The organism is Dyella subtropica (assembly GCF_026283965.1).
Classification (GTDB): Bacteria; Pseudomonadota; Gammaproteobacteria; order Xanthomonadales; family Rhodanobacteraceae; genus Dyella_D; species Dyella_D subtropica.
This window is the reverse complement of the sequence record NZ_JAPDPD010000001.1, coordinates 166,075-192,604: the sequence shown is the minus strand read 5'-3', so window position 1 is coordinate 192,604 and position 26,530 is coordinate 166,075. Positions and strand designations below refer to the sequence as shown.

The following is a 26,530-nucleotide window of genomic DNA, read 5'->3' as shown; positions in this document are numbered from 1 at the left end:
GTGCCCAATCAACCCGGCGCGCTGATCTTCAATATCTGGCCAAGGCGCAGCTTCGCATCCTGCAGGTGGTTCCAGCGCTTGAGCTGGTCCACGTTGAGCGAATAGCGGCGGGCGATAATCCAAAGCGTTTCGCCTGACTTGACGGTGTGCGTCTTGTTGCCCGGGGACGGTGCGGAATCGTCGCCCGCCACAGGCGATGGGCCGTCGCCGTTCTCCATGAGCGGTGATAGACCCGCGGCGTAGGTGCTGGCCGTGTCGTTACCGGTTTGCAGTGGCGCGTTGCGGAATTGCTCGGCGTGGTTACGTGGCATCAACAGATAGGAAGCTGCGCGCTTATCGATAAAGCCGTTGCGGAATCCTGCGTTGAGGTCCTTCAGCTCATCGACCGACATGCCGGCATGATTGGCGGCCTGCGCGATGGGCATCGATTGGTCGACGTCTACCGAAACCAGGTGCTGTTCCGCGGGGAGCAGCGGCAAGTTGACCTTGAAGCGGCCCGGCTCGCGCACGACGCAGGAAATGGCCAGCAGCTTGGTCAGATGTTCTCGCGTGATGCGCTTGACAGGCATTTTCGGAATGATCGGTTCGGCAGCGGGTGCGCCGTGCTGGTCGATCAATCTGCGAATGGCAAACTCGCCGGCGTTGTAGGCGTAGTCCGCCAATCGCCAGTCCCCCAGGTCGTCGTGATAGCGCTTCAACAGAGCCATCATGGCGTCGGTGGCGGCAGGGACATCCAGACGTCCGTCGTAGTTTTTGTCGACGCGCATGCCTAGTGCGTTGGCGGTCGCCTGCATGATTTGCCACATCCCGGCGGGACTGCCTTTGCTGCCAGGCATCGGCCGATAACGGCTTTCCACCCACGGCAGCAACGCGAACTCGCCGGCCACACCATGTTTCGCTGCGATCTGTTGGACATAAATCAGGCGAGGCATCACTTCACGCATCTGCGCCTCAAAGCGCTGCGGGCTTTGCGTGTAGCGTCTCGCCCAGTCGAGAATCGCTGGGTCGGCATCGCAATCGGCCATAGCGAAACTGCTACGCAGTTGCTCCCAGACGTTGGACGTCTCCAGCGGGGTGGCCGCGCCGCCGACATTGTGTGTCACATCACTGATCGTCGGATGTGGCGGCTTGAGATTACCTGCCGATGCCGACGTTCGAGGCAGCTGGGATGGCGCACTGGCGCAAGCGGCCAGTAGCGTGGAGAGCACGATAGGCAGGGGGCGAAGGGAAGGGCGTTTCATCCGCGGAATACGTCCTTGGCAGCGCGAAGGGTGGCAAAGCGTGTAACGCGATCGGTCGCCGCACCATGACGACGGCACCACTCCGTGACTTCGTCGGTATCGACACGCAGGAAGGGGTTGGAGGCCAGTTCGGTGGCCAGCGTCACGGGCAGGCTGGGTTGCTGCTGGTCGCGTAGCGTCTGTACCTGCTCGATGCGCTCGGCAAGCGCGGGGTTGTGCGGCTCGATAGTCAGCGCGAAGCGGCCATTGGCGGCCGTGTATTCATGCCCACAGCAGACTTTGGTGTTGCCTGGCAGAGATGCGAGCCGATCCAGTGAGGTCAGCATTTGCTGTGGCGTGCCTTCGAACAGGCGGCCACAGCCCATGCTGAAAAGCGTGTCTCCGCAGAGCAGTACACCTTCGCCAACGTAGGCAATGTGGCTGAGCGTGTGGCCGGGAATCTCGATCACCCGAAAGCGCGCACGTAGCCCATCGATCGATACTTCGTCGCCGTCTCCCACGCGCTGGGCAACGTAGTCGATGCGCTCGTCACGCGGCGCGTAAACCGCCGCAGGATGACGAGCCAGCAAGGCGCCCACGCCACCGATGTGATCGTTGTGGTGGTGAGTGAGCAGGATGGCCCGAAGCCGTAGCTTCCGTTCGGATAGCGCAGCTTCGACCGGTGCCGCTTCGCCGGGATCGACCACGATCGCGTTGCCATCGTCGTCGTGCAGCAGCCAGATATAGTTGTCGGCAAGCGCCGGTAACGGTACGACGTGCAAGGGGTACTCCTCTGCGGATTCGTATCGACTGGCGCAGGCTTCCGGCTTGCGCGAGGCGTGGGACTATAAAGCGGCAGTGAAGCTGACTCGTTAGCGAGGTGTTAACAGGCCGGTTACGCGTTCAGTCTTGTGTCCTGGTTGGACCCAACCATGAGAGCCACGGCGCTATTGCGGGTGCCAGCTATTACACTCTCGTCTTGACTGTTGGGCCGCCCACGCATGCCGCAGCGCGACAAAGACATCTACGCCAGCGCGCATCTTCGCCACCTGTTGGCTGAGGAAGCGGCTGCCTTGCTGCCGGACCTCCAGCGCTGCGCGGGTACGCATGCGCTGCTGGTGTCCGCGCTGTCGCATGACCATCCTCCGGTATTGCCGTTGCTGGGCAATTGGGCGCGCATGCGCCTGGTCGCCAACCGCTATCACGGCGACATTCGCGCACGGTCAGACGAGGCGTTGCCTTTTGTCGACGATGCTTTCGGCCTGGTGCTGTTACGGCATGCTGTGGAAGTGGCGCCCGCGCCGCAGGCGTTACTGCAGGAAGCCTGTCGTGTGCTGGCCCCCGGCGGTGTGCTCGCGCTCACCGGCATGCACCCCTTGAGCGGGTGGTTGCCCTGGCTGTATTGGTATACCCGTGGCGGTTCGATGCCGGCGCTGAAGTCGCCGCTGACGCTGGAACGATGGGTGCGCGCCGGCGAGCTGGACGTCGAACGCATTCATCGCGTCGGCCATGTATGGCCGAATGGCGGTGCGCATACCCGGGGCATCAGCGCCCTCGGCGGTGGTTATGTGCTTATCGCTCGCAAGCGTCGGCGCATGGCGATACCGACACGACTGAAGCCCAAGCTGGTGCCAGCACCGGTAAATGTAAACCTGGCACCGGGAGCGAGGCGTAATGCCTCCTCTTGATGCTGTGACAATGAATAACTGCAGGCAACGATGACTGACGTACAAGCTTTTACCGATGGCGCATGCCTCGGCAATCCCGGGCCGGGCGGCTGGGCCGCGCTGCTGCGTGCCAAGGGCACGGAGCGCATGCTGGCCGGTGGCGAACCGGACACCACCAACAACCGCATGGAGTTGATGGCCGCCATTGCCGCACTCGAAGCGCTAACGCGTCCATGCAAGGTCACCCTCACCACCGACTCGAAATACGTCATGCAAGGCATCGAGCAGTGGGTGCCCAAATGGCGCGCCAACGGCTGGAAAACCGCCGACAAGAAACCGGTGAAGAATCAGGATCTGTGGCAGCGTCTTTCAGAGGCCACCGCTCCTCACCAGCTGAGCTGGCAGTGGGTGAAGGGCCACAATGGCCATGCCGAAAACGAGCGCGTCGATGAAGCCGCACGTGAGCAGGCCGAGCAGTACAGGAGCAGACGATGAGGCAGATCGTCCTCGATACCGAAACCACGGGTCTGGAGGTGCGCCAGGGCCATCGCCTGATCGAAATCGCCTGTGTCGAGATGTTCGAGCGGCGGCCGACCGGCAGGCATTACCAGACCTACCTCAATCCGGATCGTCTGATCGATGAGGGGGCGAAGCAGGTCACTGGCATCGAAGACGAGTTCCTGCTCGACAAGCCGCATTTCAACGACGTCGTGGAAGAGTTTCTCGCTTTCATCGACGGAGCCGAGCTGATCATCCACAACGCCGCCTTCGACGTGGGCTTCCTCGATGCCGAGCTCGCGCGCGCCGGTGAGCATTACGGGCGCATCGCCGATCACTGCAGTGTGCTCGATACGCTGGTGATGGCGCGAGAACGGTATCCCGGGCAGCGCAACAGCCTGGACGCGCTATGCAAACGCCTTGGCGTGGACAACTCGGCGCGCGACCTGCACGGCGGTTTGATCGACGCTCAGCTGCTGGCCGAGGTCTACCTGGCGATGACCTCGGGCCAGGTGGTGCTGGACCTGGGTTTCGAAAGCTCGCCGGAGCAGGGTGCCGCCAAGGTGGTCATGCCGGTTGTGCTGGATCGACGTCCACGCGTGCTGCGTGCCGACGCGAATGAGCTGATGGCGCACGAACGTCGTCTTGATGCGCTAGATAAGAGCGCCGGCGGCGCCAGCGTTTGGCGCAAGGAAGAAAACACGAGGCATTAAGGATGCTCTGATCTATTCCACGTACCCGGCATGACGTCCAGAAGGCCCGCAGGGTGTGTTGCGTGGTGGCCGTCTGTTCAAGCCGCGCGGCGCAGCCTGCGGGCCTTCTGGACGTCACCCCATCATTGAATTCAACACGTGGGGGCCGCCCTGTATGCGCGCAGCGCTTCGCCCCAGCGTCTCGACAGACAGCCAGTCTGCCTTCGCCGCTGCGACAAACCGCTGCGCGCATACAGGGCGGTGACGGGTGCGCGGAATAGATCAGAGCATCCTTAAGCGTCGCGACGGCCCGTGTCAGTTAGCGCGGGCCAAAATTGCCGTCACGTTATCGCTGCCGCCGCCATCGAGCGCGGCGAGCAACAGATGATCGACGCATTCCTGCACGGCCAGATCGCGACGTTCCACGATGCGTGCGATGCCCGCATCGCTCACTTCCTCCGTGAGTCCGTCACTGCACAGCAGGAAACACATGCCCGGCTCCAGCTCGCCGCGCGCCATGCCGATGTGCAATTGGTCGAGGGCGGTAATGCCCAGCGCCTGGGTAATCACATTGCGCTGCGGATGGCGTGCAGCCCGCGCCGGATCCAGCGCGCCCGCCGCAACCAGCTCCTGCACCAACGAGTGATCGTGGCTGATTTGCTTCAGCCCGTTCTGCCACAGGTAGATGCGACTATCGCCAACCCAGGCCACCTCATAGCTATTCGTACTCAGCCGCAGCGCCGCGATCGTCGTGCCCATAGGCAAGGCATCCTGGCAGCCCTTGGCCTGTGCCATCAGCCGCTCATCCGCACCGCGCACCGCATCAATCAGGCTATGCCCGCGCGTCACCAAATCCGCCACCGCGTCACGGACCAAGGCCGAGGCCACCTCGCCATGCTGGTGCCCGCCCATGCCGTCGGCGACCAGGAACAGGCCCAGCCCCGCGTCGGCGTAATAGGTGTCTTCATTGCGCGTACGGCGCAGGCCGACGTGGGTACCGTGTCCGAATTCGATCATGAGCTGCTGAGAGAAACGTGTAAGCCCAGCATGCCCCATGTCCAGGGAGTTGTCACGACGAACCACCCCGCGTATGATTGCCGGCTCGCGCGGACCACCGTGTGACCCCTTTGGAGAGGTGGCAGAGTGGTCGAATGTACCTGACTCGAAATCAGGCGTACGTGTAAGCGTACCGTGGGTTCGAATCCCACCCTCTCCGCCAGATACGCAAAACGCCCCCTAGTGGGGCGTTTTGCGTATCTGGCGGAGAGGGTGGTGTGGACGAACCCACTAGGTTCGACAAATTCGCCGGGAGCGACAAGGACAGCCGCAGGCTGGCCCTGGAGCGCGCCGCGCGGAAGGGTGAGGCCCAGGGATGGGCCGAACAATCCCACCCTTCACGTAACACGCGCTTCCATCGAAGGCGTGGGGCCCGCCTGGCCCTCAATCCAACCTCACCCCATACCGCCCAGCCCTAGGTAAATAGTGATCCCCCGGATCCAACGACACCGCCACTCGCGTCGCCCTCCCGGTGATTTCGTTCCTCGGAAAGAACCCGAAATACCGTGAATCCGCACTGTTATCCCGGTTATCACCCAGCAACAAGTATTTCCCTGCAGGAACCACCACCGGCCCAAAGTCACGCCCTGCACTGGGCCGAAACTCCGACAGCCGAATCAAATGACGCATGCCGTCATAACTCTCCACCGCATAGTCGGCTGGGTCGGCCACATCGTCGCGAATGCCGCTCACGCTGGTCGGCCGATAGTTGGCATCCCGTCCGTTCACGGAGAGCCGGTTGTTGCGCAGAGCCACGATATCGCCGGGCACACCAATGACGCGCTTGACCAGTCGCTCATCCGCTGCCTGCGAATCAAGCACCACGATGTCCCCGCGTTGCGGGTCAGCCAGATGCATCAGTGAGACATGGGTAGAAGGTAGCCGCACGTCATAAGCCACCTTGTCCACCACGATGCGATCACCTATGCGGATAGTCGGCTGCATCGAACCTGTAGGCACCACATTCCAGTCCGCGACGGCACTGCGGAACACCAGCATGCAGAGCATGAAGGTGATGAAACCTTTGTTCCTCAACAGGGAGCTCTGAAATGCGCGCATCGCCCTTACCCTCGGCACGGCGGGCAGGGAGATCCATGCCCGGCTCGATCACTACGGACTTTGCCGGTCGAGGCAAGTTCCACTGTGGGTGGGGCAAAGAAAAAGGGCGGTGTTGCCACCGCCCTTCGTTGTGCTCTCTCGGATGGCTTAGGCCGCTTTCTTCTTCGCCAGACGCAGCCAGGTATCGACCACGGTATCCGGGTTCAGCGACACCGACTCGATGCCCTGGTCCATCAGCCACTCGGCCAGATCCGGGTGGTCGGATGGGCCCTGACCGCAGATGCCGATGTACTTGCCCTTCTCACGGGCGGTCTGGATGGCCATGGCCAGCAGCTTCTTCACCGCCGGGTCGCGCTCGTCGAACAAGTTGGCGACGATGCTGGAGTCGCGGTCCAGGCCCAGGGTGAGCTGGGTGAGGTCGTTGGAGCCGATGGAGAAGCCGTCGAAGATGTCCAGGAATTCGGCGGCGAGCAAGGCGTTGGAAGGCACCTCGCACATCATGATGACCTTGAGATCGTGCTCGCGCTGCTTGAGGCCGTTCTTGCCCAGCACTTCAATGACCTTGCGGCCTTCATCCAGGGTGCGCACGAACGGAATCATCACCCACACGTTGCTGAGGCCCATCACTTCGCGCACGTGCTTGACGGCCCGGCACTCCAGCGCGAACGACTCGGCGAAGCCGGCGTCGACATAACGGCTGGCGCCGCGATAGCCGATCATCGGGTTCTCTTCATGCGGCTCGTAGCGCGAGCCGCCAAGCAGGTTGGCGTACTCGTTCGACTTGAAGTCGGACAGGCGCACGATGACGGGCTTCGGATACACCGAGGCGGCGATGGTGGCGATGCCTTCGGCCAGGCGATCGACATAGAAGCTCACCGGGTCGGCGTAGCCGGCAATGCGCTCGTCGATCTTGGCCTTGGTCTCGGCGTCTTGCTTGCTGTATTCCAGCAGTGCCTTGGGATGCACGCCGATGTGGCTGGCGATGATCATTTCCAGGCGAGCAAGGCCGATGCCGGCATTCGGCAGCATGCCGAAATCGAACGCGCGCTCGGGGTTGGCTACATTCATCATGATCTTCAGCGGCGCTTCGGGCATGTCGCCCAGATCCGCGGTGACGCGGTCGAACTTCAGCACGCCCTGGTAGATGGTGCCGGTGTCACCTTCCGCGCAGGACACGGTGACGTCGGTGCCGTCCGGAATTTTGTCCAGCGCGTTGCCGGTGCCCACCACGGCGGGCACGCCCAGCTCACGCGCGATGATCGCGGCGTGGCAGGTGCGGCCACCGCGATTGGTGACGATCGCCGAGGCGCGCTTCATCACCGGCTCCCAGTCGGGATCGGTCATGTCGGCGATCAGCACGTCGCCGGGCTGCACCTTGTTCATGTCGGCCAGCGAGCGGATCACGCGCGCCTTGCCGGCGCCGATCTTCTGGCCGATGGCGCGGCCTTCGGCCAGCACCGGACCCTTCTCGTTGAGGTGGAAGCGCTCCAGCTGGGTGGCGTGGGCGCGCGACTTCACCGTCTCGGGGCGTGCTTGCACGATGTAGAGCTTGCCGGTGTTGCCGTCCTTCGCCCACTCGACGTCCATCGGGCGACCGTAGTGCTGCTCGATGATCAGCGCCTGACGGGACAGTTCTTCCACATCGGCATCGTTGATGCAGAAACGGTTGCGCAGTTCAGCCGGGGTGTCCTCGGTTTTTACGCGCTCGCCGGGGGTGCTGGAATAAACCATGCGCAACTGCTTGGCGCCCAGATTGCGGCGGAGCACCGCCGGCTTGCCCTGCTTGAGCGTGGGCTTGAACACGTAGAACTCATCGGGATTCACCGCACCCTGCACGACCATCTCGCCGAGGCCGTAGGAACCGGTGACGAACACCACATCGCGGAAGCCGGATTCGGTGTCGAGCGTGAACAGCACGCCGGAGGCGCCCACGTCCGAACGCACCATCAGCTGTACGCCGGCGGACAGGAACACATCCTCGTGCTTGAAGCCCTGGTGCACGCGATAGGCAATGGCGCGGTCGTTGTACAGCGAAGCGAAGACTTCCTTCACCTTGTGCAGCACGTCGTCGATGCCAACCACGTTGAGGAAGGTTTCCTGCTGGCCGGCGAACGAAGCGTCCGGCAGGTCCTCGGCAGTGGCGGAGGAGCGTACGGCGACGGCGATGTTCTCGGCCCCGGCGTCTTTGCATAGTTTGATGTAGGCGTCGCGGATGGCCTGGTCCAGCTCGGTCGGCAGCGGGGTCTCGGTGACCCACTCGCGGATTTCCTTGCCGGCGGTGGTCAGCGCGTCCACATCATCCACATTCAAATCAGCCAGGCGCGCCTGGATGCGCTGGGCGACGCCGCTCTTGTCCAGATACTGCTGGAACGCGTCGGCGGTGGTGGCGAAGCCGCCGGGCACGGAGACTCCGAGCTTGGCCAGGTTGCCGATCATCTCGCCAAGCGACGCATTCTTGCCGCCGACCTTGCCCAGGTCAGTCATGCGCAGCGAGTCGAGCCAAAGCACCAGATCGTTCAAGGGAGTCTCCTCAAGAGCTCTAAAGGGTGATGCGGTAGGAGGGGCTGGCTTGTCAAAAGCCGGCCGCAAAGAACTGGTATTGTCCGATGCCGATGGTGCGCAGCACAAGAAGACCATTGGCTCCCAATCGCGCGCCAATTGCCTACCAGTTAGGTTAGGGGCAGGCAAAGACAGGCCTTCATGCATGCGCTAAGGTGAGGCCCGGTATTCATCAGGGCATCTGGAACAGGTATGCGGCGAACCGTTTTCTACATCTCCGACTCCACTGGTATTACCGCGGAAACGATCGGCAACAGCATCCTCGCCCAGTTCGAAGGCGTCCAGTTCGACAAACACCGCCTCCCTTTCATCGACGACGCCCACAAGGCCGAGGCGGCAGCGCTGCGCATCAAGACCCGCTATGCACAGAGCGGTGAGCGACCGATCGTGGTCAACACCATGGCCTCGCGGGATTTGTGCGAGATCGTGGCCGCGAGCGGGGCGCTGATGTTGGATGTGTTCGCGCCGTTCATCGGGCCACTGGAAGATGAGTTGGGGGCCAAGCGGTCCGGTGCGGTGAATCGTTCGCACGGCCTGGTCGATTTCGATAAGTACGAGGCGCGCATCAATGCGACCAACTATGCGTTGTCGCATGACGACGGCATCGACGTGGACTACGCCCAGGCCGATCTGATCCTGGTTGGCGTATCGCGCTCGGGCAAGACGCCAACTTGCCTTTACATGGCCTTGCATTACGGTGTTAGCGCCGCCAATTACCCCCTGACCGACGACGACCTCGACAAGCTGGAGCTGCCGGCGCGCCTGCGGCCCTATCGCGACCGCCTGTTCGGTCTCACCATCGACCCGCAGCGGTTGGCGCAGATTCGTGAGCAGCGGCGGGCCGGCAGTCGCTATGCCACGTTGCAGCAGTGCCGGTGGGAGCTGGCGCAGGCCGACAAGCTGATGCGTCGTGAGGGCATACCCAACCTCAACACCACGCACGTGTCGATCGAGGAAATCGCCAGCAAGATATTCGACCGCTTCGGTATCGAGCGGACCATGTTCTGAGTCGCCAGAGGAGTTTCCGCCACTAATGAGTGCCGTGCTGGACAGTCGCAACGCATTGCTGCCAGGCCGCTTCGGCTTCCTGATGGGGTTGTATGCGGAGAACTACCACCGGTTGGTGCGCCTGTTCGCACCACAGCAACTGGCGCCGGGGTTCTATGTTTCGAGCGTGGACGATGGGCTGGATGTGCGATTGCAGGTGCAGGAGCGTCATCCGTACACGTTGGAGCTGGAGCTCACCTACGATTTCGTGGATGCGCATACCGGGCATCCGTCGCCCTCGGCGCAGCTGCGCATGTACACCGACGCCCACGTGGCCGAGGCGCTGCATTGCCATCCGGGCCGACATCTGTGGCAGGTGCTGGGGCCATTTCCGCCAGCGAACACGGTGTTGCAGCATCGGTTGCGCATGAATGGGTTTCTATCGCGATGGCTGGAGTATCTGGCGGAGCAGGGGCATTCCATCGGGACGCTGGAGCCAGCATCGAAGCACTCCTCGGCATCGCTGCATAACGGTGAGTCGCTGTAGGAGCCCATCCTGTGGGCGAAGGCTCAGAGATTTACATTGGGGCGTGTTCGCGCACAGGGTGCGTTTCTACAGCGAAGTGCACGCGTCAAATCATGGGCAACAAAAAACCCGCGCTAGGCGGGCTTCTCGTATTAATGGCGGAGCGGACGGGACTCGAACCCGCGACCTCCGGCGTGACAGGCCAGCATTCTAACCGACTGAACTACCGCTCCGCGTTTTGTACTCCAACAGCTGCCAAGCGACTAAACTTGGCGTCCCCACGGGGATTCGAACCCCGGTCGCCACCGTGAAAGGGTGATGTCCTAGGCCTCTAGACGATGGGGACATTTAAGTTTGGTGGAGCCAGGCGGGATCGAACCGCCGACCTCCTGCATGCCATGCAGGCGCTCTCCCAGCTGAGCTATGGCCCCACTGCTGTACTGCTGTGGAGCCCGAAAGAATAAATAGCGTCCGGGATTTCGTCAAGCGTCCGAGAAAAATTTTTCAAAAAAAGTTTACGTCCGATGACGAAATAAGGGCTGCAGTCGCGACTTCGGCATGGGCGGGCGGCTGCTAGTCTTGCATGGGGCCGCAACGGAAGCCTTCATGCACGCTTTGCAGTTCATCCAGGACCTCGCCGCGGTCATGCTGGTCGCAGGCCTGACGACGGTGATATTTCAGCGGCTTCGGCAGCCGGTGGTGCTGGGTTACATCATCGCCGGCGTGCTGGTGGGGCCCTATACGTTTCCCGTGGTGTTCATCCACGATGAAGGTACGATTCGCACGCTTTCCGAGCTGGGAATGATCCTGCTGCTGTTTGCCCTCGGCCTGGAATTCAGCCTGAAAAAGCTGCGCGAAGTGGGAGGCGCGGCGCTGGTGGCGGCCTTGTGCGAAATCGTGCTGATGCTGTGGATCGGCTACGAAATCGGACGCTTTTTCGGGTGGAGTTCGATGGATGCGCTGTTCCTTGGCGCGATGCTGTCGATGTCCTCGACCACGATCATCATGAAGGCGCTGGATGATCTAAGCCTCAAGCGCGAACGTTTCGCCCAGCTGATGTTCGGCATCCTGATCATCGAGGACGTGCTGGCCATTGTGTTGATGGCCTTGCTCACAGGTATTGCCAGCACGGGCGATCTCGCGGCAGGGCAGGCGATGGAGGCGATCGGCCGGCTGACATTGTTCTTGGCGGTGTCGTTGGTGGTGGGGCTGCTGCTGATACCGCGTGTGGTCGACTACATCGCACGGGTCAGTCGCGACGATGTGTTGCTAGTCGCGGTGCTGGGCCTGTGTTTTGGCTTCTGCCTGTTGGTAACCGAGATGGGGTACAGCATCGCATTGGGTGCGTTCCTGATCGGCGCGATCGTGGGCGAATCCGACAGTGTCGCTCGGGTCGAGCGCATCATCGGGCCAGTGCGCGACATGTTCAGCGCGGTGTTCTTCGTGGCGATCGGCATGCTGATCGATCCCGCGCTGCTGACGCAGTACGCCTTGCCGATCACCGTGGTGACCATTGTGGTGGTGCTGGGCAAGGTGATTACCTGCAGCTTCGGCACGTTCGTGGCTGGCAATGATGGGCGCACATCGCTGCAAGTCGGCATGGGTCTGGCGCAGATCGGCGAGTTCTCCTTCGTGATCGCTTCGCTGGGGCTGAGTCTGAAGGTGACCAGCAGCTTCCTGTATCCGGTGGCGGTGGCAGTGTCGGCGATCACAACGTTTCTTACGCCTTACCTCATCCGCGGCGCCGACCCGCTGGCGGGTGTGTTGGCACGGCGATTGCCCACCGGCATCACCGGCATGTTCACGGCCTATACCGATTGGATGGGCAACCTCAGCCTGGGCGGGCAGGGGGCGATGGTGATGAAGATGATCCGGCGGCTGGTCTGGCACGTGATCATCAACATGATGCTGGTCGTGGCGGTGTTCCTGGTCATGGCCTACCTGTACCGCCGTGGCTTCTTCCACTGGGATAGGTTCGCTGATCACCCGCAGGTGGCGCGCACCCTGGCCTGGTCCGTCGCGGCATTGCTGTCGCTGCCGATGATCGTGGCGGCCTACCGCAAGGCGTCCGCGCTAGGCATGCTGCTGGCCGAGTTGAGTATTCCGGAGCGGGTAGGTGGGGCCCATAACGTGAGGATCCGGGCCGTGCTGGCGCGCATCATCCCGCTGGCGACGATGTGGGTGCTCGGCTTGTTGGTGGCCGCCCTGGCCTCCACCATCCTGCCGCCACGTGAGGTGGCACTGGTTTTGCTGCTGGTAGGGGTACTGCTGACTTGGCTGTTGTGGCGTGTGCTGGTGCAGGTCCATGCCCGATTGCAGGCAGCCCTGAAAGACACGCTCGAAAGGGATGGGCGCCCCGGTGGGGGGCATTTTTAGGTATTTCGCAAAATGCCACGACTTCATTTTGCGACGTGAACCTTTATCCGGACTGATGGTCATAGCCCCCGCTCGTTGCTAAGACCGGGAAGGCGCCGCACAATGCGGGGACTGCCTCCATCGGGGAGGCCCGTCCGGTGAGCACCGAGACATCCAAACACGAGGGAGTTTCACAATGAAGCAATTTTCGCGTCCCACGCTGACGGCTGCCGCTCTGGCGGTTGCGCTGGGCCTCACCGCCGGCGTGCATGCCCAGGCTGCCAAGCCTGCCGCCGCCCCCGCTGCCGGCGCGGTCGATAAGACCAAGGCCAGCTACGTGGTGGGTTGGGACCTGGCCAGCCAGCTGCCCCCGCTCGTGCGCGAGGAAGTGGACCCGGCCACGGTAGGTCGTGCTGTCCAGTCCGCACTGTCCGGTCAGAAGCCGACCATGAGCGAAGCCGAAGCCAAGCAGGTGCGTGACGCCTTCGTCGCCAATCTGCAGACCAAGGCCAAGGCCGAGTACGAGAAGGTCGCTGGCAAGAACAAGACCGAGGGCGACGCTTTCATCGCCAAGAACAAGACCGCTCCGGGCGTGAAGGCTACGGCCTCGGGTCTGCAGTACCAGGTGATCAGCCAGGGTACGGGTGCTCGTCCGGGTCCGAACGACACCGTGCAGGTCAACTACGTCGGTTCCTTCGTCAGTGGCGAAGTGTTCGACGATTCGTCCAAGCATGAGGGCAACCCGGGTCCGGCAACGATTCCGCTCAGCGGCGTGATCCCGGGCTTCCGCGAGGGTCTGCAGCTGATGCAGGTGGGTGGCCACTACAAGCTGTTCATCCCGTCGAACATCGCCTACGGCGCGCAGCCGCAGAACGGCTTCCCGCCGAATGCCACGATCATCTTCGACGTGACCCTGGTCAAGACCGGCCCGACGCCGGCTGGCGAGCAGGGCGGCGGCGCGAAGTAAGCATCAGTCGTTTCATGGAAACAACAACGGGGCGCGAAGCGATTCGCGCCCCGTTGCTTTTGGAGGCCTCATATCTCGGGTGGCGCGGGCTGGCCTGCTAGACCTTGCCTGTTAGAATCACCGGCCTCTGCTCCCCCGGAATCTCCGCGACAATGAAAGTCACCCTATTCGGCACCGGCTATGTGGGTTTGGTCACCGGCGCCTGTCTGGCCGAGATGGGCAACCACGTGGTCTGCGTCGATATCGACGAGGCCAAGGTCGATCGCCTGACACGCGGTGAGATTCCGATCTACGAGCCGGGTCTGGAGCCCATCGTCAAGCGCAACCACGCCTGCGGCCAGTTGGATTTCACGACGGACGCGGCGCCGGCAATCGCGCACGGGCAAGTGATTTTCATCGCCGTCGGCACGCCTCCGGATGAGGACGGCAGTGCCGATTTGAAATACGTATTGAATGTGGCCCGTACGATCGGCCAGCATCTGGACCGCTATGCCGTGGTGGTGAACAAATCCACCGTGCCGGTGGGCACGGCAGATCGGGTACGCCAAGCGATCGCTGCCGAGCTGGCGGTGCGGGGTGCAAGTGTGGAGTTCGATGTGGTGTCGAACCCCGAATTCCTGAAAGAAGGCGATGCGGTGGAAGACTGTCTGCGCCCCGATCGCATTGTCATCGGCAGCTCCAGCGAGCGTGCGGTGAATGTGCTGCGCAAGCTGTATGCACCGTTCAATCGCAATCATGACCGCACCGTCGTGATGGACGAACGCTCCGCCGAGCTGACCAAGTACGCGGCCAACGCGATGCTGGCGACGAAGATCAGCTTCATGAACGAGATCGCCAACATCGCTGAGCGCGTCGGCGCCGACGTGGAGTTGGTGCGCCAGGGCATCGGTTCGGATCCGCGCATTGGCTACCACTTCATCTATCCGGGCGCTGGCTATGGCGGCTCATGTTTCCCGAAGGATGTGCAGGCGTTGGAGCGCACGGCGCGTGGCGTGGGCTACGAAGCGCGTCTGCTGGGCGCCGTCGAGGCGGTCAACCATGACCAAAAGACCAAGCTGTTCGAGTTGATTTCGCGCCATTTCGATGGCCAGCTCAAGGGCAAGACCATTGCCTTGTGGGGTCTGGCCTTCAAGCCGAATACTGACGATATGCGCGAGGCTTCCAGTCGACGTCTGATGGAGGCGCTGTGGGAGGCGGGTGCATCGGTGCGTGCGTACGATCCGGAAGCGCGTGAAGAGACGCATCGCCTCTATGGCGAGCGTGCGGACCTCGCGCTCTGCGAAGGCGCTTACCGTGCGCTTGAAGGTGCAGATGTGTTGGCGATCGTGACCGAGTGGAAGGCGTTTCGAAGCCCCGATTTCGCGCGTATCCGCGGCGCGCTGACCAGCCCGGCAATCTTCGATGGCCGTAACCTTTATGATCCCGTTGCGGTCGAAGAAGCGGGTCTGGCGTACTACGGCGTTGGCCGTGGCCGCAGTCTGAGGCAGTAACGTGTCCGCTTCGTCGTTAGAGCAACGTCTCGCCGAGCTGGAAGTCAAGCTCACCTTCATCGACGATACGGTGAACGGGCTGGCTACCACTGAGACCGAACAAGCGCAGCGTATCCTGGCGCTAGAGCAGATGGTCCGCGATCTGCGCCAGGAACTGGCATCGCTACGGGGCGGGCAGTCGCACGACCCGCACAGCGAACCGCCGCCGCCGCATTATTGATTCACACCACCGTACGACAGGTTTTTGAATATGGCCGATTCCCTGCGCGATCAGCTGCTCAAGAGTGGCATTGTCAAACAGGTTCGCGAAGAAAAGCGCCAGGCGCCGCCGCAAAGCGGCAAGCCGGCGAACAAAAATAGCGGTGCGCCGCGGCATGGCAACAACAAGCCGCAGGGGCAGCGCAACCCGCAGCAAGGCAAGAGCAGTGGCGAAATCGATCTCGCCAAAGCCTATGCCATCCGCGCGCAAACCGAAGCCAACGAACGCAAGCGTGCCGAGCAGGCGGCCGCCGAGCAGGCGCGTATCAAGCGCGAGCAGAAGCAGAAGATTCAGCAACTGCTACAAGGGCAGGCCTTGAACAAGGCCGATGCGGAGCAGGTGCGGCACTTCGAGTACGGCGGCAAGATTCGTCGCGTGCACGTGGACGATACTCAGTTGGCCGCGCTCAACGCCGGCGATCTGGGTGTGGTGCAGCAGGGCGGACGCTACCTCGTCGTCACTCGCGCACTCGCCGAGCAGGTGCGGGACATTGATGCCCATCAGCTCGCGTTGCTGGCCGATCCGAATGACGGTGGCGTAGGAGAAGACGGCGTGCCTGATGACCTGATGTGGTAATCAGCGTCGTCACCACGACATGCCGGAACGGTTTATCTCAGAGGGCGACGCCAGTAGGCGCCGCCCTCTGTTTGTTTAGGCATCGGGCTGACTGAGGTCCGGAAGATCCCAGCCGTTCTTTGGCGCGAAGCGCTCGCCGTAGCGCTGGGCCAGCCGCTCAAGCTTGCCCTTGATCACGCCTGCGCCTTCACTGCGCAGGTATTGGATCGGACCGCCGCGGAAAGGCGCGAAACCCGTGCCGAAGATCACGCCGGCATCGAGCAGGTCGGCATCGTCCACCACACCATCGGCGAGACAAGCGACCGCCTCGTTGACCATCGGAAGGATCATGCGGTCCTGCAGGTCGGCGGGCACCACATAGTCCGGATCCACTTCCGGTTTCTGCGGCTTGCCTTCCTGCCATACATAGAGGCCCTGGCCATCCTTCTTGCCGCGCTTGCCGGCGGTGAGTTTGTCGTCCAGGCCTGGCGGCAATTCCAGGCCGAGGAAGGGAGCCAGCTCCTTGCCGACGGAGGCGCAGACATCAAGGCCGACGGTGTCGGCCAGTTCGATCGGTCCCATCGGCATGCCGAACTTCTTCGCTTCCTTGTCCAGCACCGGACCCGGAACGCCCTCGCTGTAAAGACGCATGGCCTCAAGCAAGTAAGGCATCAGGATGCGGTTGACCAGGAAGCCCGGCGTGCCTTTCACCGCCACTGGCAGCTTGCCGAGGGCCTTGCAGAACGCCAGCGCGCGCTTCTCCGCGGCTGGGTCTAGCCCATCATGGCGAACCACTTCCACTAGCGGCATCTGCGCTACAGGGTTGAAGAAGTGCAGGCCCAGGAAGCGCTGCGGAGCCTTCAAGCCCTGCCGCAATTCATCGAGCGGAATGCTCGAGGTATTGGTGGCCAGCAGTTCGTCAGCCTGGAATTGGGGCTCGATGCTGGCATACAGCGACCTTTTCGCCTCGGCGTTCTCGAAGATCGCCTCGATCGCAAGGTCGGCGGAAGCCACACCCTTGCCTTCGACGTCGGCGCGCAGGCGACGCATCACTGCCTCGGCTTTTTCCGGCGTCTTGAGTTTCTTTTCATAGAGCTGGCGCGCACGATCCAGTGCCGGCTGGATGAACTTCATCTCGCGATCCTGCAAGGTCACCTGGAAGCCCTTGAAAGCGGCCCAGGCGGCGATATCGCCACCCATGACGCCAGCACCGACAACATGGACGTGCTCGATGCCGTGTTCCGCACCGCTGCCTTGCCCTTTGAGGCGCTCCTGTAAAAGGAAGATGCGGATCAGGTTGTGCGCCGTGCTGGTCTCGGCCAGCTTCGCCACCGAGCGGGCTTCCAGCTTCAGGCGCTGCTGGATGCTGGAGCCGCCACGCTGCCATACATTGATGAGGGCGAACGGTGCGGGGTAGTGCTCTTTGCGTACCTTGGCAGCGGTTTGCTTGATTACCATCGGTGCCAGGATCTGGCGTGCCAGCCAGGTGTTGGTGGCCCAGGCGCGGGCGCGCTGGGCGAACGGGCGCGCATGGGGGCGGCGCAGCAAGGCGCGCGCCTCGGCCAGCAATTCGTCGGGCGGCGCCAGGCGGTCGACCACGCCCAGTCCCAGTGCCCGTTTGGCCGACAGAGCCTTGCCGGTGAGCATCACGGGCAAAGCCTCCGGCGCACCGATCAGGCGCGGCAGGCGGGCGGTGCCGCCCCAGCCGGGGTGGATGCCGAGCATCACTTCGGGCAGGCCAATCTTGGTCTTGTCGTCATCCGCGGCGATGCGCTGGCGGCAGGCCAGGATCAGCTCGGTGCCGCCGCCCATGCAGGCGCCATGCACGGCAGCCACGGTCGGGCACGGCAGGCGGGCCAGGGATTCGAATACGCGCTGGCCGTTTTCGATGTTCTCCAGCACCGTGCCTTGCTTGGCGTACTCCACGAATTCCTTGATGTCGGCGCCAACCGCTAAACCGCCGGGTTTGGCGGAGTGGATCAGCACGCCGGCCGGCTTTTCGATCGCCAGTCGCTCCACGATCTGACCCAGTTCGTCCAACACTTCGCGGGAGAGTGCGTTGACGCTGCTGTTGGCCCGGTCGAGCGACAGGGTGACGATGCCGCTGTCGTCCAGGTTCGTCTTCCAATGGTTGAAGCGCAATCCTTCGAACATGGTGGTCTGGTCCAGCTTGGAAAGCCTCGCACCATACCCTCCCGTAGCGATGATTGCGAGACGGTTGGAGCCCCATAAAATCCTGTGAAACGGCGGCTTGTGCGCTGACGCAAGAAATAGGCAAGGGATTCCGCCGACCCTGTGCAAAGCGCTAGGCGAACGTCGCGGGAGCGCGTAATTTAAGCTCGAAATGAACAACTCCATTGTCGCCACCCCCGTCCAGCCAGGCGCCGAGACCCTCGAGCGCATCCTGGGCGCGCGCAGCTGCCTGGTCTCCCTGGAGGATGCTGACGGCGACGCATTGATCAGCCAGTTCCGGGCGCTGGTCAGGCGTACCGGGCAGACGGTGTATCTGTGGAGTCCTGAGGAAGGGCTTGGCAACTTGAGAGAGGAACACGCCGACACGATGGGTAGCCAGCGGCTCGGCAACGTTCTTCGTTTTATTCAGCAGAGCAATCATTTCGGCGTGTATATGCTGCGAAGGTTGCCGCAGCCTTTGGCTGCACCAGACGTCGCCCTGTTGCGCCAGTTGGCGCGGACACCGACAGGGCATGTGCGCAGGGTCGTCCTGCTCGACGCACCCCAGACGCTGATCGATGGTCTTGGCGATGTCATCGTGCGCATGAGCTGCCTGGTCAAGCCGGCGCAACGGCCGCGCCTGCGCGATGGCCGTTGGGTGCTCTGAACGGCTATGCCCATGCAAGCAGGCATCATGGTGGTAGCGGCGCAGCGCGACATGCGGCGTGCCGTTTTCGACGCACTGGATAAGGACGGCCATGTGTCCGTCTATTCCGCGCGGGACACGACTCACGCGGGAATTTTGCTGGAAGGGCGACCGGCGCTGGCCTTGGTGGTTGTCGTGCTGGAAGGCGATGCGCGTGACGCGCAGGCTTTGGTGGAGCAGCTGCGACGCCTGCCTGCGTGTGCCGAGGCGCCACTGATCGCGGTGTTGTCCGGGGACGCTTCGTTGAGGCCGGCACAGCTTCCCGCGGGTGTCTCGGATTGGCTGTACGCGTCGCAGATCGAGAGCGAATTGATCGCGCGCTGGCATCGCTTGCAGCGGATGGGGGCGCCGACAGGGCCGCTGTCTGCCGCGGCGGTGACGAACGAGGTCGGCGATTACCGTTTTGCTTTCGACGAAATGGAGAGCGAGTGGCTGATCGTTGATGCGGCGCGGGGGCGGATTCTTGAGCTGAGTCCAGCCCTGGTTCGGCGCAGCGGCCTGCCGGGTGACCGTCTGCTTGGTCTGCCATTGACCGAACTGCTTGCTTTCCAGGGGGCGCCTGTCGAAGAGGTCATGGCCGATGATTCGCGCCGTTGGCACGCCTGCCAGCGACGCTCCCAGCAGGGCTTCGACAGCGGCGAGGCAAGTGCGCGCCAGGTGCGCCACGCTGGGCGCGACGCCGTGGCGCTGGTATTTCGTAGCGACCGAGCCGGCGTGCGCGCTGAGGTGGCGCTTTCCCTTCTGGCTAGGTTGTTCGGCTCCGGTAGCGCTGACGACAGGCTGGCCGAGGCAGCCGACCTGCTTTATGAAGAGATTGGCCTGGACTACCTCGCTGTGTGGTCGGCGCGCCCGGAGGAGGGTGGGGCGCCCACGCAACTCGCCCAATGCTGGCGAGGCGAGGAGCAGCTCTGGCCGAGCCCTCAATTGCAAAGTTCGTTGCGTCTGGTGCTGGCCGGCCAGGCCATGCTGCACCCCGGAGATGCCCGGCGGCTGGCAGCGGTGGACCCTTTGTTGGAGCAACTTGGCCTGAGCGGGTTCGCCGGACTTCCTTTGCTGGACGAGCGCAACAGCGTGCTGGGTGCCTTGCTGGCAGGCACGCGGCAACCGTTCGGCGAGCTCGCCATCATCGAGCCGGTGCTTCGCTGTGCCGCCGCACGCTTCGCCCATGCACTGGAGCTCCGGCGCACGCGCGAACAAGGGCGAGCCGAGGGTTTGCTCGACGCGCTCACCGGTCTGCCCAACCGTTTGTTGTTCAACGATCGCCTGGACACCATCATCCGCGAGGCCAATCGCACCGGCGAATGTTTCGCGATGTTGTTCGTCGACCTGGATCGCTTCAAGACCATCAACGACACGCTGGGTCACGCCGTGGGCGACCAGGTGCTGGTCACCACCACCCAGCGCCTGCGCAGCAGCGTGCGTGCGTCTGATACGGTGGCACGCTACGCCGGCGACGAGTTCGTGGTGGTCTTGCGCCATATCGTCAAGAGTGAGGACGCGTTGCGCGTCGCCGAGAAGATCGTGCAGGTGATGGAATCGCCGCTGCGCATCGACGACGGCACCGAACTCCAGGTCACGACCTCCATCGGTGTCAGCTTTTTTCCCGACGATGCGCCTGACGCGGAAACCCTGCTCAAGCACGCCGACGAGGCGATGTATGCAGCCAAGAGCCTGGGGCGCAACAACTACCAGATCTACGAAGTCAGCGCCGAGCAGGCGCAGCAGCAGAACATGGCGCTCAAGTCCGGCCTGCGCCACGCGGAGCACAATGGCGAGCTGCGCGTGTTCTATCAGCCGCAGGTGGATGCGATCAGCGAAGACATCGTCGGCATGGAAGCGCTGGTGCGCTGGGAGCATCCGGAGCTTGGTTTCATCGGCCCTGGCTTCTTCATTCCGTTGGCCGAGGAAACCGGGCTGATCATCTCGATCGGCGAATGGGTGCTGCGCACGGCCTGCCATCAGGCGCAGGAGTGGGAGCGCAAGTTTGGTCTGCGTCTGCGGCTCGGTGTCAATCTGTCCGCCGTGCAGCTGATGCAGCCGAACTTGCTCGACATCGTGTCCTCGGCTTTAGACGACAGCGGTCTCGATGCGAACTTGCTCGAGATGGAGGTCACCGAAAGCATCAGCATCAAGGCGGCGCCGAATTTGGTAGAGAACCTGCACGGGCTGCATCGCCTGGGTTGCCGCATCGCCATCGACGATTTCGGCACGGGCGCCGCTTCGCTGGACTATCTGCGCAAGCTGCCCGCCGATCGTATCAAGATCGACCAGAGTTTCGTGCGCAACATCGGCGTCGATCCGGACGACGAGGCTATCGTGCTTGCCACTATTGAAATGGCCCATCGTCTCAAGCGCGGGGTTGTCGCCGAAGGCGTCGAGATCGAGCAGCATCTGCAGTTCCTGCGGGCGAACCGTTGCGACGAATTGCAGGGCTATTTGTTCTGTCGCCCGCTGCCCACCCCCACCTTCGAGAAGCTGCTGCTCGAACGCCAGCGCCTGCTGACCGCCGAGACTGGCGAGGCTTGAGTCCGCTCGCGGCTTGCGTGCCCCGGCCGCGGCCCCATATCTCTCAAGGGACCGTAGGCCGATGGCCTGCTGGTGCGTTGGGTACGATGCACCGGTGACCTGATCGAAGGTGAATGCCATTCAGCACTGGGCGGGTTGCATCCATGTCAGCATGCTGAACTTGATGGTGCGATCCTTGTCTTAGCGGATCGTCCCCAGCCAGCGGAATCCCGAAGCGTGTGACAGCAGTGACGAAGGAGACGGCCCGGATGGGCGAAAACGAACTGGACGGCGCACTGGTCGAGCGAGTCCAAAAAGGGGACAAGCGGGCGTTCGACTTGCTGGTGCGCAAGTATCAGCACAAGGTCATCGGGCTGATTTCCCGCTACGTGAACAACTATGCCGAATGCGAGGACATCGCCCAGGAGGCCTTCGTGCGCGCATGGCGTGCGATCGGCTCGTTCCGTGGCGAAAGCGCGTTCTATACCTGGATGTACAAAATTGCGGTCAATACCGCCAAGAACCACTTGGTGGCCATGGGGCGGCGCCCACCCACCGACGACATCGCGATCGAAGACGCTGTCTATGTGCCGGGCGCGGACCGCATGCAAGAGACCGCCACGCCCGAGCGCGAATTGATGCGGCAGGAGATTGAACAAACCGTTTTTTCCACTGTCCAAGCGCTGCCTGAGGAGCTGCGGACGGCCATTACACTGCGTGAAGTGGACGGCCTCAGCTACGAAGAAATCGCCGAGGCGATGGGCTGTCCGATCGGTACGGTGCGTTCGCGTATCTTTCGGGCACGAGAGGCAATCGACGAGAAATTGCGGCCGCTGCTTTCGGACCGCGAGGACCTGACTCCATGACTGATACTCATCGCGAAAATCTTTCCGCTGGCATGGATGGCGAGCTGACCCAGGAGGAACTGCGTTTTCTCCTGCGTCGACTTGACCATGACGCGACCCTGCAGCATGCATGGGCTCGTTATCACGTTGCGCGTGACGGCCTTCGGCACACACTGCCGCCGCTCGCCTCGCCTAGGTTCTCTGCTCGTGTGATGCAGGCGATTGAACAGGAGGCCATGGTTGTCGAAGGCGGCCGGCGCCGGCATTGGCTCCGATGGTCGGCCGGTGGTGCCATTGCTGCCAGCGTGGCCGTAGCGGCCCTCATGGTGGCGCAGCCGGTAGGCCCGGGCAGTGATGGTTCGGCGCCCCGGGTGGCTGCCGCGAACCACGCGCGAGATGTGGTGCGGGCCGGAACGGCCCCGGTCCATGCGGAGACGCCGGCTGCTGCTCCGGCGTGGTTGAACAATTATGCCAGCCTGCCTTCCGAGCTGACCCAGCAGGCCTCGGCGACGCTCGATGGTGGCGAAAGCACTTTGCTGTATTCCCGTAGCCGACTGAATCCCTATCAGGTGGAGCGCTATCGCGCGATCAACAACGGTGACGGCAGCTACCTGCTGCTGATTCCGCCTGCGCAGAAGGTGCCGCAAGCCGTGCCGCAGCAGGCTCCTGCCGCGCAGTGACGAAACGGCATGCGCTGTTGCCTGCCCACGCTTCGCCCGAATCCCGCTTGTTCCAGCCAGCCCGCTTGACGGGCTGGCTGGTGCGTACCCGGGATCATTTCATTTCGTACCCGAGAGACCCAAGGAGGAAATCATGAGTCGAATGAACCTGCGTCGCGCGGTGTGCTGCGCGCTGGTAAGTCTTGCGGTGGCGGGGGGCGCGCAGGCGCAGACGCCTGGTGCGGCGCCCGCTCCTGCGGCCAGTCTTCCCGATTTCACCGGCATCGTGCAGAAGAACGCACCCGCGGTGGTGCATGTCGAAGCCAAGTACACCGGCAAGAGTGCTCGCAAAGGACGCACAGCCCAAATGCAGGGGCGTGCCATGCCCGATGACCCGCAGATGGAGATGTTCCGCCGCTTCTTCGGTATGCCGATGATGCCGTCGCCCGAAGAACAGAAGCGTACCTCGCTCGGCTCGGGCTTCATCATCTCCAGCGACGGTTACATCCTCACCAATGCTCACGTCGTGGACGATGCGGACACCGTGACCGTGCGTCTGCAAGATCGCCGCACCTTGACCGCCAAGGTGGTCGGCAGCGATCCGCAATACGACATTGCCCTGCTCAAGGTGGATGCAGGTGGCAGCTTGCCTGCGGTCAGCATCGGCGATTCGCGCACCCTGAAACCGGGCCAATGGGTGCTGGCGATCGGTTCGCCGTTTGGTTTCGACTACACCGTGACCCAGGGTATCGTGAGTGCAGTGGGGCGCAACTTGGGCAGCCAGGACCAGCCCTACACCTCCTTTATCCAGACCGACGTGCCGATCAACCGCGGCAATTCCGGCGGCCCGCTGTTCGACCTGCAAGGCCGGGTGGTCGGCGTCAATTCGCAGATCTACTCCAACACGGGTGGCTATCTGGGCGTGGCGTTCTCCATTCCGATCGACGTGGCCATGAACGTGGTCAAGCAAATCAAGGAAAAGGGTTTCGTCACGCGAGGCCAACTCGGCGTGATGATGGCGCCGATTACCGATGACATGGTCAAGGCCTTCAAGCTCGGCAGCAATTCCGGCGCCGCGGTGGTGCAGGTATCTCCCGGCAGCGGTGCGGAGAAGGCCGGCCTGAAACCGGGCGACATCATCCTCGCTTACAACGGGCAGGCCATCAGCCAGGTTGCTGACTTGCCGCCTTTGGTCGGCATCACACCTCCAGATACCAAGTCCACCCTGCAAATTCTGCGGGACGGCAAGAAGCAGGACGTTACCGTTACCATCAGTGAGATGAAGCGCGACGGCAAGGCCGTCCCGGCCTCCGGTGAAGGTGGCGATATGCCAGCGGCACGAGGCGGCTCCAGCGCACTGGGCCTGGCGGTGGAAGATGCCGACAGCGAGACACGCCAGCAGTTGGGGCTGAAATCCGGCGAAGGCGTGGTGATCAGTCAGGTCACTGGTCCGGTTGCGGCGCGTGCTGGCCTGCAACCGGGCGACGTGATCCTGATGGTCAATCAGCAACGCGTGGGCAGTGCTGTCGCTTTTCGCGAGGCAACCAAGAGCGCCAAGCCTGGCGAAACCGTGCTGTTGCTCGTGCGGCATGGGGATCAGGCTGGCTTCGTCGGGTTGACGGTGCCTTCCGGCAAAGACGGCGGCGACGAGTAAGCATAGGGTTGGGGCGGCCCATCGGGCCGTCCCGCTTCCGTTGGGGGTGAGCCAATCCTGGCGGTTCAGTCAGCCGAACATCCGGCGCCTTCACATTCCATGCGATAATGCTGGGTTCGTATTGCCATCCCGGCGATACGCTGCCTGCGCACCGCGCACGGCGGTGAACGCAGCCAGCGTGTTCCATGGACCTGATCCGCAACTTCTCCATCATTGCCCACATCGACCACGGTAAGTCGACACTCGCCGATCGCATCATCCAGATCTGTGGCGGCCTGGCCGAGCGCGAGATGGAGGCGCAGGTGCTCGACAGCAATCCGATCGAGCGCGAGCGCGGCATCACCATCAAGGCCCAGTCGGTGTCGCTGCCGTATAAGGCGCGTGACGGCAAAACCTACCAGCTCAATTTTATCGATACGCCAGGCCACGTCGACTTCTCCTATGAGGTGAGCCGCTCACTGGCCGCCTGCGAAGGCGCGCTGCTGGTAGTGGATGCCGCGCAAGGTGTGGAGGCGCAGTCCGTCGCCAACTGCTACACGGCGGTGGAGATGGGCCTGGAAGTCGTGCCGGTACTCAACAAGATCGATTTGCCCACCGCCGACCCGGAAAAGGTGAAAGGCGAGATCGAGGCGGTGATCGGCATCCACGCCGATGATGCCGTGTCGGTGAGCGCCAAAACCGGTCAGAACGTGATCGAGGTGCTGGAAGCCATCGTGGCGCGCATCCCGCCGCCGAAGCCGCGCGACACGGACCGCCTGCAAGCACTGATTATCGACTCCTGGTTCGACAACTATCTCGGCGTGGTGTCGCTGGTGCGTGTCATGCAAGGCGAAATCAAGCCGGGCGACAAGCTGTTGGTGATGTCCACCGGCCGCGCCCACGACGTCAGCGAAGTTGGCGTCTTCACGCCCAAGCGCAAGAAGCTCGACAAGCTTTCGGCTGGCGAAGTGGGCTGGATCAATGCATCGATCAAGGATGTTCACGGCGCACCTGTGGGCGACACGCTGACCCAAGCCGGCAAGCCGGCGGCGCATCCGCTGCCCGGTTTCCAGACCATGCAGCCGCGCGTGTTCGCCGGTCTGTTTCCGGTGTCGGCCGACGACTATCCCGCACTGCGCGAAGCGCTGGACAAGCTGCGCCTCAACGATGCCGCGCTGTTCTTCGAGCCGGAGAGCTCCGAGGCGATGGGCTTCGGTTTCCGCTGCGGCTTCCTCGGCATGCTGCACATGGAGATCGTGCAGGAGCGCCTGGAGCGCGAATACGACCTGGATCTGATCGGCACTGCGCCGACGGTGGTCTACGAGGTGCTCAAGAGCGATGGCTCGCTGATGAAGCTGGACAACCCGGCCAAGTTGCCGGCGTTGCCGCAGATCGAGGAAATTCGCGAGCCGATCATCGTCGCCAACATCCTTACGCCGCCGGACTACATCGGCAACATCATCACCCTGTGTGAAGAAAAGCGCGGCGTGCAGCGTTCCATCCAGTACCTCGCCACCCAGGTTCAGATCAGTTACGAAATGCCGCTGGCCGAAGTCGTTCTGGATTTCTTCGATCGCTTGAAGTCCGTCTCACGTGGCTACGCCTCGATGGACTACCATTTCGAGCGTTTCGATGCGGGCCCGTTCGTGCGCGTGGACATTCTGATCAACGGTGACCGCGTCGATGCGCTCTCGCTGATCGTCCATCGCAGTCACGCTGACCGTCGTGGTCGCGATCTGGTGGAGCGTATGAAGGAACTGATCCCCCGCCAGCAGTTCGATGTGGCGATCCAGGCCGCCATCGGTGCGCAAGTCATTGCCCGCTCGACGGTGAAAGCCCTGCGCAAGAACGTGCTGGCCAAGTGCTACGGCGGCGACGTCAGCCGTAAGAAGAAGCTGCTTGAGAAACAGAAAGAAGGCAAGAAGCGTATGAAGCAGGTCGGCCGAGTGGAGATTCCACAAGAAGCCTTCCTTGCCGTACTGAAAGTGGATAAGTAGATATATAGCGAGATGGGGAGCAGGGGGCAGGGAATGGGGGAACGGCTAGGCAGGTCTCGACGGCTTGTATCGATCCGCTCCCCGTTTCCTATTCCCCGTTCCCCGTACTCATAGGAGCAAGGC

At 62.8% G+C, this 26,530-nt stretch carries 22 protein-coding genes and 4 tRNA genes; 17 read left to right on the top strand and 9 right to left on the bottom strand.

What is annotated here, in order from left to right:
* Positions 1-8: 8 nt before the first annotated feature.
* Together OUZ45_RS00785 and gloB are read right to left on the bottom strand one after the other, a co-directional pair.
* Complete coding sequence (locus OUZ45_RS00785) at positions 9-1,241, bottom strand: transglycosylase SLT domain-containing protein (RefSeq protein WP_323137498.1); 1,233 nt, start codon at positions 1,239-1,241, stop codon at positions 9-11.
* Positions 1,238-2,002 carry a hydroxyacylglutathione hydrolase gene (gene gloB / locus OUZ45_RS00780; RefSeq protein WP_266167967.1) on the bottom strand — a complete coding sequence of 255 codons (765 nt, stop codon included), beginning with the start codon at positions 2,000-2,002 and terminating at the stop codon, positions 1,238-1,240. Before gloB ends, OUZ45_RS00785 begins: the two co-directional genes overlap by 4 nt.
* 219 nt (positions 2,003-2,221) lie before the next feature.
* Here gloB and OUZ45_RS00775 point away from each other — a divergent pair, with 219 nt between their 5' ends.
* Genes OUZ45_RS00775 through dnaQ form a run of 3 tightly spaced genes read left to right on the top strand, consistent with a single transcriptional unit; the run spans position 2,222 to position 4,098 of the window.
* On the top strand, positions 2,222-2,908 hold the full coding sequence (locus OUZ45_RS00775; RefSeq protein WP_266167965.1) for a class I SAM-dependent methyltransferase: 687 nt from the start codon (positions 2,222-2,224) through the stop codon (positions 2,906-2,908).
* 30 nt (positions 2,909-2,938) lie between these two features.
* Positions 2,939-3,382: a ribonuclease HI gene (gene rnhA / locus OUZ45_RS00770; RefSeq protein ID WP_266167964.1), complete on the top strand. Its 444-nt coding sequence runs from the start codon at positions 2,939-2,941 to the stop codon at positions 3,380-3,382.
* A complete protein-coding gene (gene dnaQ, locus OUZ45_RS00765; protein WP_266167963.1) occupies positions 3,379-4,098 on the top strand; it encodes a DNA polymerase III subunit epsilon in 720 nt (239 codons plus the stop codon). Before rnhA ends, dnaQ begins: the two co-directional genes overlap by 4 nt.
* A gap of 294 nt (positions 4,099-4,392) precedes the next feature.
* On the opposite strand, the gene OUZ45_RS00760 is transcribed toward dnaQ, so the two are convergent.
* Positions 4,393-5,094 (bottom strand): PP2C family protein-serine/threonine phosphatase, encoded by a 702-nt coding sequence (locus OUZ45_RS00760; RefSeq protein ID WP_266167962.1) that lies wholly within the window; start codon positions 5,092-5,094, stop codon positions 4,393-4,395.
* A gap of 112 nt (positions 5,095-5,206) precedes the next feature.
* On the opposite strand from OUZ45_RS00760, the gene OUZ45_RS00755 reads away from it, so the two are divergent.
* Positions 5,207-5,296: transfer RNA gene (locus OUZ45_RS00755), tRNA-Ser, on the top strand.
* A gap of 221 nt (positions 5,297-5,517) precedes the next feature.
* Here the strand turns inward: OUZ45_RS00755 and lepB are convergent.
* Together lepB and ppsA are read right to left on the bottom strand one after the other, a co-directional pair.
* A complete protein-coding gene (lepB, locus tag OUZ45_RS00750; RefSeq protein WP_266167961.1) occupies positions 5,518-6,192 on the bottom strand; it encodes a signal peptidase I in 675 nt (224 codons plus the stop codon).
* A 147-nt stretch (positions 6,193-6,339) separates the two neighbouring features.
* Positions 6,340-8,712 (bottom strand): phosphoenolpyruvate synthase, encoded by a 2,373-nt coding sequence (ppsA, locus tag OUZ45_RS00745; RefSeq protein WP_266167960.1) that lies wholly within the window; start codon positions 8,710-8,712, stop codon positions 6,340-6,342.
* Between the two features lie 231 nt (positions 8,713-8,943).
* Between ppsA and ppsR the strand changes: the two genes are divergently transcribed.
* Both ppsR and OUZ45_RS00735 read left to right on the top strand, forming a co-directional pair.
* Positions 8,944-9,759 carry a posphoenolpyruvate synthetase regulatory kinase/phosphorylase PpsR gene (ppsR, locus tag OUZ45_RS00740; RefSeq protein WP_266167959.1) on the top strand — a complete coding sequence of 272 codons (816 nt, stop codon included), beginning with the start codon at positions 8,944-8,946 and terminating at the stop codon, positions 9,757-9,759.
* 25 nt (positions 9,760-9,784) lie between these two features.
* Positions 9,785-10,285 carry a DUF1249 domain-containing protein gene (locus OUZ45_RS00735; protein ID WP_266167958.1) on the top strand — a complete coding sequence of 167 codons (501 nt, stop codon included), beginning with the start codon at positions 9,785-9,787 and terminating at the stop codon, positions 10,283-10,285.
* A 135-nt stretch (positions 10,286-10,420) separates the two neighbouring features.
* Here OUZ45_RS00735 and OUZ45_RS00730 read toward each other — a convergent pair.
* The 3 genes from OUZ45_RS00730 to OUZ45_RS00720 all read right to left on the bottom strand — a co-directional run bounded on the left by OUZ45_RS00730 (position 10,421) and on the right by OUZ45_RS00720 (position 10,695).
* Positions 10,421-10,497 (bottom strand) — tRNA-Asp (locus OUZ45_RS00730).
* Positions 10,498-10,534: 37 nt separating this feature from the next.
* Positions 10,535-10,610: transfer RNA gene (locus OUZ45_RS00725), tRNA-Glu, on the bottom strand.
* A gap of 9 nt (positions 10,611-10,619) precedes the next feature.
* A tRNA-Ala gene (locus tag OUZ45_RS00720) sits at positions 10,620-10,695 on the bottom strand.
* Positions 10,696-10,870: 175 nt separating this feature from the next.
* Here OUZ45_RS00720 and OUZ45_RS00715 point away from each other — a divergent pair.
* From OUZ45_RS00715 to OUZ45_RS00695, 5 genes are all read left to right on the top strand, one after another.
* A complete protein-coding gene (locus tag OUZ45_RS00715; RefSeq protein ID WP_266167956.1) occupies positions 10,871-12,640 on the top strand; it encodes a cation:proton antiporter in 1,770 nt (589 codons plus the stop codon).
* A gap of 175 nt (positions 12,641-12,815) precedes the next feature.
* Positions 12,816-13,586 (top strand): FKBP-type peptidyl-prolyl cis-trans isomerase, encoded by a 771-nt coding sequence (locus tag OUZ45_RS00710; protein WP_266167954.1) that lies wholly within the window; start codon positions 12,816-12,818, stop codon positions 13,584-13,586.
* Between the two features lie 152 nt (positions 13,587-13,738).
* The gene (locus OUZ45_RS00705; protein ID WP_266167953.1) at positions 13,739-15,076 is read left to right on the top strand and encodes a UDP-glucose dehydrogenase family protein; all 1,338 of its coding nucleotides are present in this window, start codon (positions 13,739-13,741) and stop codon (positions 15,074-15,076) included.
* A gap of 1 nt (position 15,077) precedes the next feature.
* On the top strand, positions 15,078-15,296 hold the full coding sequence (locus tag OUZ45_RS00700) for a SlyX family protein (RefSeq protein ID WP_266167951.1): 219 nt from the start codon (positions 15,078-15,080) through the stop codon (positions 15,294-15,296).
* Between the two features lie 30 nt (positions 15,297-15,326).
* On the top strand, positions 15,327-15,911 hold the full coding sequence (locus OUZ45_RS00695; protein WP_266167950.1) for a DUF2058 family protein: 585 nt from the start codon (positions 15,327-15,329) through the stop codon (positions 15,909-15,911).
* A 75-nt stretch (positions 15,912-15,986) separates the two neighbouring features.
* Here OUZ45_RS00695 and OUZ45_RS00690 read toward each other — a convergent pair whose 3' ends face one another.
* On the bottom strand, positions 15,987-18,044 hold the full coding sequence (locus OUZ45_RS00690) for a 3-hydroxyacyl-CoA dehydrogenase NAD-binding domain-containing protein (protein WP_266167949.1): 2,058 nt from the start codon (positions 18,042-18,044) through the stop codon (positions 15,987-15,989).
* A 190-nt stretch (positions 18,045-18,234) separates the two neighbouring features.
* On the opposite strand from OUZ45_RS00690, the gene OUZ45_RS00685 reads away from it, so the two are divergent.
* The 6 genes from OUZ45_RS00685 (at position 18,235) to lepA (ending at position 26,407) form a co-directional block, all read left to right on the top strand.
* Positions 18,235-18,729: a hypothetical protein gene (locus OUZ45_RS00685; RefSeq protein WP_266167948.1), complete on the top strand. Its 495-nt coding sequence runs from the start codon at positions 18,235-18,237 to the stop codon at positions 18,727-18,729.
* A 12-nt stretch (positions 18,730-18,741) separates the two neighbouring features.
* Positions 18,742-21,294: a putative bifunctional diguanylate cyclase/phosphodiesterase gene (locus tag OUZ45_RS00680; RefSeq protein ID WP_266167947.1), complete on the top strand. Its 2,553-nt coding sequence runs from the start codon at positions 18,742-18,744 to the stop codon at positions 21,292-21,294.
* Between the two features lie 248 nt (positions 21,295-21,542).
* Positions 21,543-22,139 carry an RNA polymerase sigma factor RpoE gene (gene rpoE / locus OUZ45_RS00675; RefSeq protein ID WP_266167946.1) on the top strand — a complete coding sequence of 199 codons (597 nt, stop codon included), beginning with the start codon at positions 21,543-21,545 and terminating at the stop codon, positions 22,137-22,139.
* Positions 22,136-22,798, top strand: coding sequence for a sigma-E factor negative regulatory protein (locus tag OUZ45_RS00670; RefSeq protein ID WP_266167945.1), 663 nt, complete (start codon positions 22,136-22,138; stop codon positions 22,796-22,798). The genes rpoE and OUZ45_RS00670 overlap by 4 nt, the downstream gene beginning before the upstream one ends.
* A 133-nt stretch (positions 22,799-22,931) precedes the next feature.
* Complete coding sequence (locus OUZ45_RS00665) at positions 22,932-24,431, top strand: Do family serine endopeptidase (RefSeq protein WP_266167943.1); 1,500 nt, start codon at positions 22,932-22,934, stop codon at positions 24,429-24,431.
* A 185-nt stretch (positions 24,432-24,616) separates the two neighbouring features.
* Positions 24,617-26,407 (top strand): translation elongation factor 4, encoded by a 1,791-nt coding sequence (gene lepA / locus OUZ45_RS00660; protein WP_266167942.1) that lies wholly within the window; start codon positions 24,617-24,619, stop codon positions 26,405-26,407.
* Positions 26,408-26,530 lie beyond the last annotated feature (123 nt).